The 13,619-nt window shown below is 29.4% G+C and carries 12 protein-coding genes and 1 pseudogene; 2 read left to right on the top strand and 11 right to left on the bottom strand.

Annotated elements, in window-relative coordinates:
- Positions 1-433: 433 nt before the first annotated feature.
- Positions 434-586, bottom strand: coding sequence for a hypothetical protein (locus tag HF862_RS09655; RefSeq protein WP_170187655.1), 153 nt, complete (start codon positions 584-586; stop codon positions 434-436).
- Between the two features lie 501 nt (positions 587-1,087).
- On the opposite strand from HF862_RS09655, the pseudogene HF862_RS10205 reads away from it, so the two are divergent.
- A pseudogene (locus tag HF862_RS10205) lies at positions 1,088-1,309 on the top strand (transposase); the annotation flags it as partial.
- 284 nt (positions 1,310-1,593) lie between these two features.
- Here HF862_RS10205 and HF862_RS09645 read toward each other — a convergent pair.
- From HF862_RS09645 to HF862_RS09600, 10 genes are all read right to left on the bottom strand, one after another.
- Complete coding sequence (locus HF862_RS09645) at positions 1,594-2,724, bottom strand: 2-hydroxyacyl-CoA dehydratase subunit D (RefSeq protein WP_170187654.1); 1,131 nt, start codon at positions 2,722-2,724, stop codon at positions 1,594-1,596.
- The gene (locus tag HF862_RS09640; protein WP_170187653.1) at positions 2,724-3,983 is read right to left on the bottom strand and encodes a 2-hydroxyacyl-CoA dehydratase subunit D; all 1,260 of its coding nucleotides are present in this window, start codon (positions 3,981-3,983) and stop codon (positions 2,724-2,726) included. The genes HF862_RS09645 and HF862_RS09640 overlap by 1 nt, the downstream gene beginning before the upstream one ends.
- Position 3,984: 1 nt before the next feature.
- Positions 3,985-4,770: a (R)-2-hydroxyglutaryl-CoA dehydratase activase HgdC gene (gene hgdC, locus HF862_RS09635; RefSeq protein ID WP_170187652.1), complete on the bottom strand. Its 786-nt coding sequence runs from the start codon at positions 4,768-4,770 to the stop codon at positions 3,985-3,987.
- Positions 4,771-4,869: 99 nt separating this feature from the next.
- Positions 4,870-6,630, bottom strand: a complete 1,761-nt coding sequence (locus HF862_RS09630; RefSeq protein WP_170187651.1) for an acyl-CoA carboxylase subunit beta — start codon at positions 6,628-6,630, stop codon at positions 4,870-4,872.
- Positions 6,631-6,681: 51 nt separating this feature from the next.
- Positions 6,682-7,482, bottom strand: a complete 801-nt coding sequence (gene gctB, locus HF862_RS09625) for a glutaconate CoA-transferase subunit B (protein WP_027129414.1) — start codon at positions 7,480-7,482, stop codon at positions 6,682-6,684.
- Positions 7,483-8,430: a glutaconate CoA-transferase subunit A gene (gctA, locus tag HF862_RS09620; protein ID WP_170187657.1), complete on the bottom strand. Its 948-nt coding sequence runs from the start codon at positions 8,428-8,430 to the stop codon at positions 7,483-7,485.
- A 61-nt stretch (positions 8,431-8,491) separates the two neighbouring features.
- Positions 8,492-9,634, bottom strand: a complete 1,143-nt coding sequence (locus tag HF862_RS09615; protein WP_170187650.1) for a sodium ion-translocating decarboxylase subunit beta — start codon at positions 9,632-9,634, stop codon at positions 8,492-8,494.
- A 13-nt stretch (positions 9,635-9,647) separates the two neighbouring features.
- Positions 9,648-10,091, bottom strand: a complete 444-nt coding sequence (locus tag HF862_RS09610; protein ID WP_240934818.1) for a biotin/lipoyl-containing protein — start codon at positions 10,089-10,091, stop codon at positions 9,648-9,650.
- A gap of 66 nt (positions 10,092-10,157) precedes the next feature.
- Complete coding sequence (locus HF862_RS09605; RefSeq protein ID WP_170187649.1) at positions 10,158-10,445, bottom strand: OadG family transporter subunit; 288 nt, start codon at positions 10,443-10,445, stop codon at positions 10,158-10,160.
- A gap of 169 nt (positions 10,446-10,614) precedes the next feature.
- Positions 10,615-11,364, bottom strand: a complete 750-nt coding sequence (locus HF862_RS09600; protein ID WP_170187648.1) for an IclR family transcriptional regulator — start codon at positions 11,362-11,364, stop codon at positions 10,615-10,617.
- Between the two features lie 363 nt (positions 11,365-11,727).
- Here HF862_RS09600 and gltS point away from each other — a divergent pair, with 363 nt between their 5' ends.
- On the top strand, positions 11,728-12,948 hold the full coding sequence (gltS, locus tag HF862_RS09595) for a sodium/glutamate symporter (protein WP_170187647.1): 1,221 nt from the start codon (positions 11,728-11,730) through the stop codon (positions 12,946-12,948).
- The last annotated feature ends 671 nt before the right edge of the window (positions 12,949-13,619 follow it).

Raw genomic sequence — 13,619 nt, 5'->3', positions numbered from 1 at the left:
CCGCTTACCGGAATCGAACCAGTCACCTACTGATTACAAGTCAGTTGCTCTACCAGATGAGCTAAAGCGGCATCACATACAAGATTAATTATATATTATTATTTAAAATTTGTCAATACTTTTTTTATTTTTTATATCCTTTATTTTTAAATTAATAATTCTTATTATCTTTTTTATTTAATTACTTATATTTTATACTTTAAAAGCTTTTATTATAATATCTCTGACTCATTTAATATTTATTAATTTAGTAAAATATTCTAAACAAAATTTATTATTTAATTCTATTTTTTAGTGTATAATATACTTATAAATAATAATTTTATTTCTCGTAATCATAAACTTAAATATATTTTTTTGAATACTAAGATAATATTTCTTCTTTCTTTTCTGATGAGCATAAATAAAATATTCTTAACAATCTCAATTCTTTTTACATGGCACTGATTCTAAGTTCTGTTTCTCTCCATTCCTTTGTACTTCTTATCTTCATAAATTTATTCAACCTTTTTCTTGTAAATCTAAATTTTATTCTTCTTGTGGTAAAATTTATACTGAAAATTGAGCTTCTTCTCTTGTTTCTCATATTTATATGACTTTTTCTTTACCTACTGGTTTCATTAGAAATTTTTTCTTTAATAATCTACAATTACTTAAAAATCTTTCTGATGCTACTTATTATTCTATTAAATATTCTTTTAAAAAAATTGGTATATATAATTAGAGAGTTATCACTAATATTCATGCTTTTTCTAGAGATATATCTTAGAATCCTCATATTTATGCTATTGTTACTTTTGGTGGTTTTTATATTAAAGGGATTTAGAAAACTCTTAATTCTCTTCCTTAGAGACCTCTTAGAAAATCTTGGCAAAAATATTCTATTGATATTATTGCTTCTTTCGCTAAATCTAATAGTTCTATTACTCTTAAAAATAAAATTTCCATCACTTATAAAAAATATTCTAATGGATTTTATGTTAATCCTAATAATATTATTAATAATATTCAAAATATTGCAAAATATCTTGGTCAAGCTTGTAAGACCAGCTATTGTTGAATATAGAATTATTTTTTTGATTCTAAAAACATTACATTTTGGTACCAAAAACCAAATAATGACAATAAGATTTTTGTTACTTTTTCTTTAAGAGATTTCTTCAGATGTTTAATTTCTCATATTACTCCTAAATACTTTAAAATAATTAGAAGATATGATATTTATTCTAAAAATAATAAAACTAAAAAAATTAAGATTCTTAGATTTAATTTCTTTAGAAAAAAACTTTCTTGGGTAGAAAAGATATAGAAGTTTCAAATAAAATCCAATCTCTTGTTCTAAGTATGAAACTTCTATGATTTATACTACTAAATATAGTTTTCATTATGCTTTTCCTTAATCATTTAGCACTTAATAACTTTCACAAACACAACTTTTTTGTAATTTAAAAATCTCTATATTTTATATTATACTATATTTTTTAATAAATTTTACCTTTATTTTTGTGTTCTTTTTAATAAGTTTTTCAATTAAAAAATCATAATTTCCTAAATAATAAAAAAGCACGATACAATCGTGCTTTTTTTACAATATTATAAACTTTCTGCGAATGCTTGTAATGAAGTTCTTGCTTGTCCAAAGTCAACCATTTGTTGGTCAAATCCAAACTTAATATGTGGTAATCCAGCTTCATTAAGAGCTTTTCTTAATGATGGATATTCTAATTCTTCAGGGTCACAGAATTGCATCATTGCTATTACAACTCCATCTGCTCCTGCTTCTTTAGCTTTTCTTGCTACATATTTTGGACGCTCTTCAATTAATGGGTCATATAAAATTGTATCATTATCTTGGTTAGCAAATTGTACTGCTAAAGCTCTAATTGGATCTTCTATATCCATTGGAACATCTGTTGTAAATGCTCTTGATTCATGAGCTACATCATCAGCTACTATTGCTATTTTGTATTCATCAAATAATCCTAATAATGTTGGATTATCTAAAATTATTCCAGATGTAAGAACTTTTACTCCATTCCATTTTACTTCTGGTAATTTTGCTAATTCATTGTTTAATTCTTTTAACATTGCTGTATGTTCATCTTTTAACATGAAGAAAGCACTTTTTAAAACTGCTGATCTACTTACAGCTGATATTACTTCAGGGTGTTTTCCAGCTAATTTTACGAATTCTCTTCTTGTAGCTCTACTTTCATTATAAACTTTGAAAGCTTCATGTAATTTTTCATCTTCTATTTTATGTCCAGCTATTTCTTCTAATTGTCCTTTTAATCTAGTAAATTCATTCATTGTATATTTAATTCCATATTCTGGTTTTCTATTTTGTGGATGAGCCAAAAACATAAATGGTAATTGAGGGATAGCTACTTTAAAGTTTTGTGTTAATGGACGTAAAGTATCACACATAGATGATAATATTACTCCTGATAATCCATCTAATTTTCCTTCTAATGCCATTTCTAAACTCATTTGTGCTATTGTACAATAGAAAGATGCAAAATATTCTTTTGCTCTACTTATTGTTCCATGAGTTCCCCAAACACCAAAAGGTACCATTCCTGCTGCATAAACTATTTCTTCTGGTATATAATATGGGAAACATCCAATTAATTTTTTTCCTTCTTCTTTGTATTTAGCCATTTGTTTTTCTGGATGATAAGCTATCTCTCTAAAATTATTTAATAATTCCTCTATTCTAGTCATTATTTGTCTCCTCCCTCTTTTTCAGCAGCTAATCTTTTAGCTTTATTTGCTTCCATTACTTCAAATAATCCTTCAACACGAGTTCTATATTGCTCGTCAGAGAAGTTTCTAGGGTCTGCTTGGTCTCCATCAAATCCTGCAACAGCAACTCCTAAATCTTTACGGAATCTTCTTTCCATTTCAGGCATATATCCACTCCATGGTTTACAACTTCTGTTGTAGTGAACTAATATTCCATCAACATGGTTTTCTTTACATAGAGTTTCTCTCCATTCAACACCTTTTTCTAAGCAAACTGAGTTTGGTGCAACACAATAAGCTCTCATTAATTCATCCATATTGTTATATACAAATCCAAAAGCTGGTGCATAAACAACTGCTGTTGTATTTATTCCTCTTTCTTTTAAAGGAGCAAATAATTTTTGTAATTGTGGCCAACAAGGAATTCCTTCAAACATGATTCTATAATTTTCATCATATTTCCAAGTTGATTTTCCAGTTTTTACGTTTTCTTCTAATTCTGCAGCTAATGCTTCAAATGCTTCTGCTGTAGCTTTTTTAGCACGAGCTGTTACTATATCAGCCATATGGTTAAATAAGTCAAATCCTGCGAATGGTGCTGGTTTATATTGTAAATATGAACATACTTTTAACCATGCTTTTGCTGAACGATTTGCATTTTCACATGCTTCTTCAAATTTTTTCATATCCATTTTACGTCCAGCTATTTTTTCTAATTTTTCAATAGCCTCATCAAATTGTCCTCTTAAGTAATCTACTTGAGCTTGGCTTACTTCTTTTGTATTACTATATGGAACGTCTATCATAATTAATGGAATATTATGCATTCTTGCTATATTTTCATACCATTTTGTCATACAGTTACAAATATTATTACAACATAATACGAAATCTGGTTGAGGCATTGGTTTTTCTTCAGCTTCATATCCTGCTGCATATGCTAAACTTATTCTTGTATAAGCACAAATATCATTATCATATCCCATAGCTTCTGCATGTTCACACATTCTCTCTCCACCATGTTTAGCCCCAATAGCTGCTGCTTGGTTTTCAGGATAAACTAATTTTAAACCTAAAGCTTCACATATTTCTGAAGGGAATTTAGAAGATGACCAACCTACTGGTTCTCCTTTTTTCTTAGCTTCCCATGCTGCTTGATAAACTTCTCTTTCTACTAATTCTCTAAGTACAACCTTAGCTGGTTTTTTCTCTTCTACTGGCTTATTTACTTCGCTCATTCTATTCACTCCTTTGTATTTTTTGATATGCAAATAATGCTGCTCCAATAGCTCCTGTAAATTGAGTTAATGGAGATGTTTTTACTTCTTTTCCTAATTCTTCTGACATTGCTTTTACAACTCCACCATTTAAAGCAACACCACCTGTCATAACTAAATCGTCTTCTAACCCTACTCTTTTTGCTAATCCACCTACTCTACCTGCTACAGAACGATGAATTCCTTTTATTATATCTCTTTTATCTGTTCCTTTTGCTAATTGAGATATAACTTCTGATTCAGCAAATACTGTACAAGTTGAGCTTATACTTACATCCTTTGTCGATTCAGCAGATAAAGTTTGCAAATCGCTAACCTTAACTTCTAAGACTTTAGCCATTACATCTAAAAATCTTCCTGTTCCTGCTGCACATTTATCATTCATTACAAAGTTAATTAATACTCCATTAGGTCCTACTTTTAATACTTTTGCGTCTTGACCTCCAATATCAATTACTGTTTTTACATTTGGAAATAGATAGCTAGCTCCTTTTGCATGACAACTTAATTCACTCATTTGATAATCTGCCCACTCTAAAAGTGAATTACGTCCATATCCAGTAGCTAAAACACAATCAATATCTTCTCTTTTTAGTCCAACTTGCTTAGTTACTTCTTCTATAACTCTACCTGGACCACTTGTACCTGCTCCTACATTAATAACGGCTTTACTGATAATCTCTTTTCCATCTTTAAGTATAACACTTTTAGATGCAGTAGAACCAATATCAATTCCCATTGTGTACATTAATTTCCTCCGTTTCCTTCTTTTCTTACATTTTATATAATAGAACAATATTTCACCTCTTACAAGGTGAAATATTGCTATTGTAATTCTATTTTTTTATTATTTTTTTGTGTAATTATCAAAATCACGAGTAGCTCTTGGTAATAACATTTGATGGAATGCACAAATTGCTTTTGGATTTTGATATGCTGCTTCTACAAATGCTTCAATATATGGACGAATCATTGTCATATCAACTATTTCATCAACCATTCCTGCTACTGCACATGCTTTTGGTCTTGATTCTGCAGTAAATTTATCTATTAAAGCATTCATTTTATCTATTGTAGGTTGTAAGTCTTTACCAGCTTTTTTATCCTTAGCTAATTTTCTTGAATACATAGCTATTGAAGCTGTTTCACCATTCATTACATACATTTCTGTTGCTGCAGTTCCTACTGTAAATACGTTAGTATTATTTCCTTGTGGTCCTCCTAATACATAGTGAGCTGCTGCACTTCCTTTTCTTAATGTAACTTCAAATTGAGGAACATTTGAATTTTCAATTGAATAAATTAAAGATTGACCTAATCCTAATAATTCAGCTTTTTCAGCATCATCACCTACATCTATTCCAGATGTATCTTGAATCCATACGATTGGTAATTTATCTCTTCCACAAAGAGTTACAAATTCATTCATTTTAATTAATCCTTGACGATATAACTTTCCTCCAATTCCAATTGAATTTTCTTTATATTCAGGATATTTCATTAATAAACCTTGTACATTAGCAACAACTCCAACTAATAATCCATTGACTTTAGCCATACCTGTTACTATTTCTGGTCCAAATCCTTTTTTATACTCAGTAAATTCTGAGTTATCAAATAGACGAGCTATAACTTCATATATATCATATGTTTTCTTTTGATTTATAGGAACTATTGTATATAAATCTTCTGCAGAATATTTAGGAGCTTTTGGTGTATCTACTCTAAAGAATTCTAAATCATATGTAGGTAACATATCTATATATTTTTTTATTCCTTCTATTACTCCTAATTCTTCTTGATAAACTTCTCTCATAAATCCAGTTTCATTAAAGTGAATTGATACTGAACCTGGAGGATTTTGTTTACCTGCTTTTGCTGTAGCTTCAGCTATTTGCTCAGCTGATTCCATATCAATAAATCCTTTTGGATTCATTCCTCCTACAATTCCAGCTCCTCCTACTGCCATATTTGCGTTTCTATGAGCTATAATTACAGTTGGACTTATACTATGGTATCCTCCACCAGCTGGGTTTGTTCCATAAATTCCTACTATTACAGGAATTCCTAATTGTTGCAATTCTGCATTTCTAAAGAATGGAGTTCCTCCACCTCTTCTATTTGGATAAACTTTATTTTGTTCATCAAATTTAACACCACTACAATTTAAAACATATACTAATGGTATTCTTAAAGTTTTTGCTGTATCAGACGCTCTTAACAAATTATCAGCTTGTCCAGCTACCCATGCTCCAGCTAATTTTTTATTATCTGATGCTACTATTACAGCCCATTTTCCGTTTATTCTTCCTAATCCTTTAACTATACCTGTTGAACCATTAGAGTTTCCTTCAGGATTATAAATAGTATTTAGAGGACACCATGTTCCTTTATCTACTAAAGCAGCTATTCTTTGTAAAGCTGTCATTTGTCCTGATTCATTTAAAGATTCATCAGTACGTCCTTCTGCTTGAACTGTTTTTATTGTTTCATGTATATCAAGTTCTATAGCTTTTAAAGCTTCTATGTTTTCAGAATTTGCTGTAGCTAGAGGTTTTCCAACTGTTGGCATATTTTGAAAATATCTTGGCATTGAATAATTATTCATTTATTTCCTCCTAAGTTTATACATTACTATAATTTTGATATTTTAAAGAAATTATTTTTCTTCTACTGGAACTTTAATGAAGGCTTGTCCTGGATCTATTTCTTCTCTTATCATTTTTATTACTTCAGGTGATGGAGCTTCTAATGGAACTGCTCTAGAAACATCTATATCAAATCCTGTATTTTCTTTTACATCTTCTGGTGATGAAGTTGGATAATATCCTGCAAGATACATACGTTTAGTTTCTTCATCAAATTTTAATATTCCTCTATCTGTAACAACCATTATTGGCCCTCTATTCCCTGGTAATCCTACTTTTTCACGTCCACCAGGTCCATCCATCCATCCTGGAGAAGTTATATAATCTACTTTATCTATAAATCTTCTTTTTTCGTGTTGCATCATTATTATTGTATTTGCATAAGTTGCAATTCCATTTGCTCCTCCTGAACCAGTAAATCTAGTTTTTGGATGATTATAATCTCCTATTGAAGTTGAGTTAACATTTCCATATGGATCTATTTGAGCTCCACCGATAAATGCAACTAATCTACTTTCATCATGTAACCATTCATTTGCTTCAAATCCTATGAAACGAATGTTTGGCCATTGTACAGAACAATGTGCCATAAATCTATTGTCTCCAACACTTCTAGGTACTTCTATTGGATTACAATCCATAAGTCCACTTTCTACTATAATATTACATTCAGGTGCAAATACTTTTTTAGCAACAGATGCTCCAATCAATGGAAGTCCAGTTCCTACTATAACTATTTGTCCATTTTTTATTTGTTTTGCTATTGTTACTGCTTGCATTTCTTTATTTGTATAATTAGTATAATCTGCCATTTACTTTACCTCCTCAGCTTTTTTAGCATATCCTAATCCAGGAACTATATTTAAATTTATTAGACGAGCTGCACCTAATTTATTTAAATAAGCTTCGTGAGTAGGCACATCATATACCCATTCTTTTAAGAAAGCTTCAAAATCTTCTTGTGTTTTACTTGCAACATCATACATTTTTAAGAATGGATTATCATAATCATAGAATCCATAACATTGAGATGGATGTGCACCATATGGAGCATGAACAACAGCATCAACACAGAATCCTGCTATTGAGTTTTTAGTAGGGTCTAAACGAATTTCTTCATTACTTACTACTTGTTCACATGTAACAATACAACGTTTAGCTGCTATAGCTATATCAACATCATGGAATTCGTCTCCTATTATAGAACAAGTTCCATCTGGAGAAGCTTTTTGTACATGTATTATTGCTAAATCTATTTGAGGAACAGGTACTGCAACTACTTTTTCTCCTGGTTTAAATGGATTTTCGACATACACAAATTTATCATTAGGTAATTTATCTATTGTTTCTCTAACTTCTCTTGAAATTCCCCATTTATTTACTAAGTCAGTTCCCATCATTAAACGAACTGGTAAATATGGTAATCCTAATGAAGCTGCATGTAACATTAACATTATAACGTCTTGAGAATAATCTTCCATATTTAATTTTCCTTGTTCATACCATGCTCTAAAACGTCTAGAAACATTTGTTACTCCTGAGTTAGCTGTATAACAGTTAATATAAGCCTTTACTCTTCCAGCTCCTATTAACATATCCCAATCTCCACCTGCAGGTCCTGATTCTCCAACAAAATCTGTAAATCCTTGTCTCAAAATTTCATAAACTAGTGCATATGGTTTTCTATTTGTTGTAAATCCTCCTATAACCATATGATCTCCATTTTTGACATATTTTGCTACTGCGTCTTTTAAAGACATTATTTTACTTTCCACGTCAAAAACCTCCTTAAAGTTTTATTTTATAGTATTTTTTATAAAATTATTTACCAAAAACCATCATAAAGAATCCAGCTGCAACTGCTGAACCAATAACACCTGCAACATTTGGTCCCATTGCATGCATTAATAAGAAGTTTGTAGGATTAGCTTTTGCTCCTTCTACTTGTGATACACGTGCTGCCATTGGTACTGCTGACACTCCTGCTGAACCAATAAGTGGATTAATTTTCCCACCTGTTATTAAACATAAAAGTTTTCCTAATAAAACTCCTCCAACTGTTGAAAAACAGAATGCCATAAGTCCCATTCCTATAATAGCTAAAGTCTGAGTACGTAAGAATAATGTTCCATTTGCTGTAGCTCCAACTGCTAAACCTAATAATAAAGTTACTAAATTACATAATGCATTTTGAGCTGTATCAGATAAACGTGCTACTACTCCTGACTCTTTTAATAAGTTTCCATACATCAACATTCCAATTAAAGGTGCTGTAGAAGGTAATAATAAAGCACAGAATAATGTAACAAATACTGGGAAAACTACTTTTTCTACTTTTGTTACTTTTCTTAATTGTCCCATTTTTATTTTTCTTTCTTTTTCAGTTGTTAAAGCTCTCATAATTGGTGGTTGAATCATTGGGATTAATGCCATATATGAATATGCTGCAACTGCTATTGGTGCTACTAATTCTGGTGCTAAGTTGTTTGCTATATAAATAGCTGTTGGTCCATCAGCTCCACCAATTATTCCTATTGCTGCTGCTTCTCCTACTGTAAATAATCCTGTAGCATTAGCTAACATAAATGCAATATAAATTCCAAATTGTGCTGCTGCTCCAAGTAATAAACTAATTGGATTAGCTATTAATGGTCCAAAATCTGTCATAGCTCCAACACATGTAAATATTAAACAAGGGAATAAACTACTTTTTACTCCACTATATATTATTCTTAATACCCCTGATGAGTACCAAGGCTCAGCTTCCTTCATAAGTCCTGCTAATGGTAAATTCGCTAAAAACATTCCAAAAGCTATTGGTAAAAGTAATAGCGGTTCATATTTTTTTACAATAGCCATATAGATTAATGCAAATGAAATTAAAATCATAACGAGTTCTTGCCATGTAGCTCCAACAAATCCTGATTCTAATACAATTCCTTTAAAAACTTCTATAAAATTCATTTACAACTCCTCCTTATTTTAATGTAATTAGAGTTGCATCTGTATCTACTGCATCACCTTTTTTTACTAGGATAGTATCTACTACCCCATCAGTAGCTGCTACAACTTCTGTTTCCATCTTCATTGCTTCCATTATTATTACTATTTGACCAGTTTTTACAGGTGTTCCTGGTGTTACTTTTATATCTAAAATTGTTCCTGGTAATGGTGCTACTACAGTTGAAGCTCCTCCTGAAACTGGTGCTGCAGCTGTTGCTACAGGTTGTGGTGCTGGTGTATTGTTTACTGGTTGTGGTGCTACTGGAGCTTGAACTTCTACTTTAACAGGTGCAGCTGCAATAGCTGGAGCTGTTACTTCCTCACGTGTCATTGGTCTATATTCTTCTACTCTCTCTAATTCTATTTCATATCTTTTTCCATTTACATTGGCAATATACTTCATTCTTTTAAAAACCATCCTTTCATAAATTTTTCTTAATTTTTTTAATTTTTTGTTTTGTAAGAATTAAACCTTAATTTTTTACTACTTAATTTCTTTTATAGATTTAATTCTGTAATTTCCTCTCTTAGAACGTAATTCTTCTGAAATAGCTGATACTATTACAGCACAATGTTCTTCATCTAGGTTTTCTTCAACAGGTTTTGCTACTTTTGGAGCTACTTTTTCCTCAGCTAATCCTAGACAATTGAAGATTTTAGAAAAAATTATAATAGCGATAGCTAATATTGCTAAAGCTGTAAAAACAACAGATAAACCTAAAGCAGAAACTATTATAGATTCAAATATCCCCATAGTACTTCCAGCAAACATTTTTTACACCTCCTCTTCTTTTTGTGATTCCATATTATGGAATGCATTTCATTTTTACAAAATAATTATAATACATTTTGTTTTTTACGTCAATACATTTTATTATTTTTTATCACTTTATTTTAAGTTTTTTTCAGATAATTTTGTACTCTTTCTTTTCATATAGTTTCTAAAAATATCCCATCTTATTAGAAATTTCTTGTGCTGAAGACTTTATTACTTTTTTTAAATATTCTATCCTTTCTTCTAAAAATAACTTTGGTTTTGCTACTACAACTCCTAAAGAAGCTATTACTTGACCTGAACTATTTCTTATAGGTGCTCCTATTCCAAAAGTTCCTTTTGCATAATCCCCTGAAGAAGTAGAAACTCCTTCTAATCTTATTTTCTTTAATTTTTCTCTCAATTCTAATGGTGTTATTCTTAAATTAGTTTTTCCTTTATCTAATACTTCTTTTATATATTTATTAATGAAATCTTCAGTTTGAAATGCTAATATAGCTTTTCTTATAGCTCCATAGTGAAGGTATAATTCATCTCCAAATTCCTCTACTAATTTTAAAGTTCTTTTCCCATCTATTCTTTCTAAAACTATTCCTTTATACTCAACTGGTATAATTAAGAAAGTATCTTCCCCAGTTTCAGCAGCTATTCTTTTTAAAACTTCATGTGCTATATTTTGTAAATGTAAATGTTTAGAAGCTGCTGTTCCTAATGGAATTAAAGCAGGTCCTAATCTATATTCATGTGACTTCTCATCTTTTACTACATATAAAGATGTACACAAAGTCTTTAATATTCTATGAACTGTACTAGGAGGGATATTTAACTCATTTGAAAGTTGTGCTATTGAACAACTTTCTTCAGATTTTTTTAATAATTCTAATAATTCTATTGCTTTTAATAAACTTTGTACCATTTATCATTTTTTAATATATTTTTAGTATATTAATTCCTCCTTAAAAAATTATTTTATATTTTAATTATCCCTTATTTTTTTATTTTAGTCAACTATATTTTTCTTAATTTAAATTACTACTTTATATATTTATAATTATATATTTCTTAAAAAATAATATATAATATATATATTAATATTTTATTTTTATTAAATATATGAATTTTTATTTTATTTTTTTATATGGTATATTTATTATATGAATTCATTTTAATTTTATACTGTTCTAACTATTTTAGAACTATTAGTACTAATTAAATTCCTAAAATATATTCTATGATTAGAATATACATTAATAAACATTTTATATAGGGGGTATTATTTATGACTTTTACTTTTAATATGGCTGAAACTTTAGCTATAGCTATCTTAGTATTACTAGTAGGTAGTGCTATCAAAAAGAAATTTCCTATTCTAGAAAGATTCTTTATTCCTGGACCAGTTGTTGGTGGTGTTGTCTTTTCTATAATTCTTTTAATAGGACATATTACTGGTGCCTTTTCTTTCGCATTTGATGGAGTTTTAAAAGATTTCTTAATGGTTGCTTTTTATTCTACAGTTGGGTATTTAGCAAGTTTTGAATTATTAAAAAAAGGTGGAGTTGGAGTTGTTTTATTCTTACTTTCTGCTGTTATTCTTGTAGTTATTCAAGATTCATTAGGTGTTTTTCTTGCTAAAATATTTGGATTACATCCTTATATAGGTCTTGCTGCTGGTTCAATTCCTTTAACTGGTGGACATGGAACTGCTGGTGCTTTTGGACCATTATTAGAAGAAGCTGGTGCTGGTGGTGCTTTTTCTGTTGCTATTGCTTCTGCTACATATGGGTTAGTAGCTGGATGTTTAATTGGAGGGCCAATAGCTAAAAAGCTTATGGAAAAACATAACTTAATAGCGAAAAAAGATCAAGCACCTCAACAAACTAAAAGAGAAATAGATAATGAAGTTTTTGAAGGAGATATGGATACTTATGAGGAAAAAGTAAGTGAAACTACTATTTTCCAAGCTGTTGTTTTCATTGGTTTAGCTATGGGATGTGGAGCATGGATTCCTCCTTTTGTTAAAGAGCATTTAGGATTTGCTATCCCTGTTTACTTAGGTCCTATGGTTGTTGCAGCTCTACTTAGAAATGTTATGGATATGGCAAAAAAGAAATTACCTTTAAATGAAATTTCTATGTTAGGAAATATCGCTTTATCTGTATTCCTTTCTATGGCATTAATGTCTATGAAACTTTGGGAGCTTGCTGCATTAGCTTTACCTTTAGTTGCTATGCTTTTAATTCAAACTTTCATAATGGGAATTTTTGCTTACTTCATTACATTTAATATCATGGGAAGAGATTACGATGCTGCTGTTATAGCTTGTGGACATTGTGGATTTGGTTTAGGAGCTACTCCTAATGCAATGGCTAATATGGAAGCATTCACTAAAGCAAATGGACCATCTGTTAAAGCTTTCTTTGTTATTCCTTTAGTTGGTTCATTATTTATTGACTTCTTCAACGCAGTTATTATTACTTTCTTTATGAATATGTTTAAATAAATAAGATTATTTATTTAACATTTCTAAAATTAAGATTTAAAAGACACCTTTTTAATATAAAAGGTGTCTTTTTTATACAAAATTTATAAGGGTTTCAATAATTAACTAATCTAAATCTATAATTTTTTATTGAAAATATAATATAACAATTTCATATTATTTACTTTTTGAATTTTAAAAAAATTAAAATGTTTAGAATTAACTGATCTGATTCAATACCTTTCTATAATTTTTTATATATTCTGGAATCCTTTCTTTTTTTTCTACTATATTTACATAATAGCTTCTCTACACTTAAAATTTTACTATATTTAAATTGATATGTTTATTATCATTAAAAACTTTTCCTTTTAAATATCCCAACTCTTATTTTAGGTAGAATAATAGATAGACTTTAAGCAATATTTACTTCTTTATTTATTAGATCCTTCTCTAGATATTTTATTACTTAGTAAATATAATGTATTAATTAAAAAAATTTTTTGAAACTACTCATAAAACAACTAGTTTTTTACAAAAAGCTAATTGACAAAATCAATTAGCTTTTTGTAGATGATTTATTATGAATACAATATTAATAACTCTATTTTTATCTTCTTTTATTAAATTATACTAATTTTTTTAATTCAGTTGCTACAAATTCTACATGTGGTCCTACTATTACTTGTACT

Origin of the sequence: Fusobacterium sp. FSA-380-WT-3A, from assembly GCF_012843705.1 — a bacterium.
Classification (GTDB): domain Bacteria; phylum Fusobacteriota; class Fusobacteriia; order Fusobacteriales; family Fusobacteriaceae; genus Fusobacterium_B.
This window is presented reverse-complemented; position numbering and strand designations above follow the sequence as displayed.

What these genes read in the sequence shown, in the direction of transcription:
- HF862_RS09655 (WP_170187655.1), bottom strand. Translation starts at nt 586, where the DNA reads ATGAGAAACAAGAGAAGAAGCTCAATTTTCAGTATAAATTTTACCACA.
- HF862_RS09645 (WP_170187654.1), bottom strand. Translation starts at nt 2,724, where the DNA reads ATGACTAGAATAGAGGAATTATTAAATAATTTTAGAGAGATAGCTTAT.
- HF862_RS09640 (WP_170187653.1), bottom strand. Translation starts at nt 3,983, where the DNA reads ATGAGCGAAGTAAATAAGCCAGTAGAAGAGAAAAAACCAGCTAAGGTT.
- hgdC (WP_170187652.1), bottom strand. Translation starts at nt 4,770, where the DNA reads ATGTACACAATGGGAATTGATATTGGTTCTACTGCATCTAAAAGTGTT.
- HF862_RS09630 (WP_170187651.1), bottom strand. Translation starts at nt 6,630, where the DNA reads ATGAATAATTATTCAATGCCAAGATATTTTCAAAATATGCCAACAGTT.
- gctB (WP_027129414.1), bottom strand. Translation starts at nt 7,482, where the DNA reads ATGGCAGATTATACTAATTATACAAATAAAGAAATGCAAGCAGTAACA.
- gctA (WP_170187657.1), bottom strand. Translation starts at nt 8,430, where the DNA reads ATGTCTTTAAAAGACGCAGTAGCAAAATATGTCAAAAATGGAGATCAT.
- HF862_RS09615 (WP_170187650.1), bottom strand. Translation starts at nt 9,634, where the DNA reads ATGAATTTTATAGAAGTTTTTAAAGGAATTGTATTAGAATCAGGATTT.
- HF862_RS09610 (WP_240934818.1), bottom strand. Translation starts at nt 10,091, where the DNA reads ATGGTTTTTAAAAGAATGAAGTATATTGCCAATGTAAATGGAAAAAGA.
- HF862_RS09605 (WP_170187649.1), bottom strand. Translation starts at nt 10,445, where the DNA reads ATGTTTGCTGGAAGTACTATGGGGATATTTGAATCTATAATAGTTTCT.
- HF862_RS09600 (WP_170187648.1), bottom strand. Translation starts at nt 11,364, where the DNA reads ATGGTACAAAGTTTATTAAAAGCAATAGAATTATTAGAATTATTAAAA.
- gltS (WP_170187647.1), top strand. Translation starts at nt 11,728, where the DNA reads ATGACTTTTACTTTTAATATGGCTGAAACTTTAGCTATAGCTATCTTA.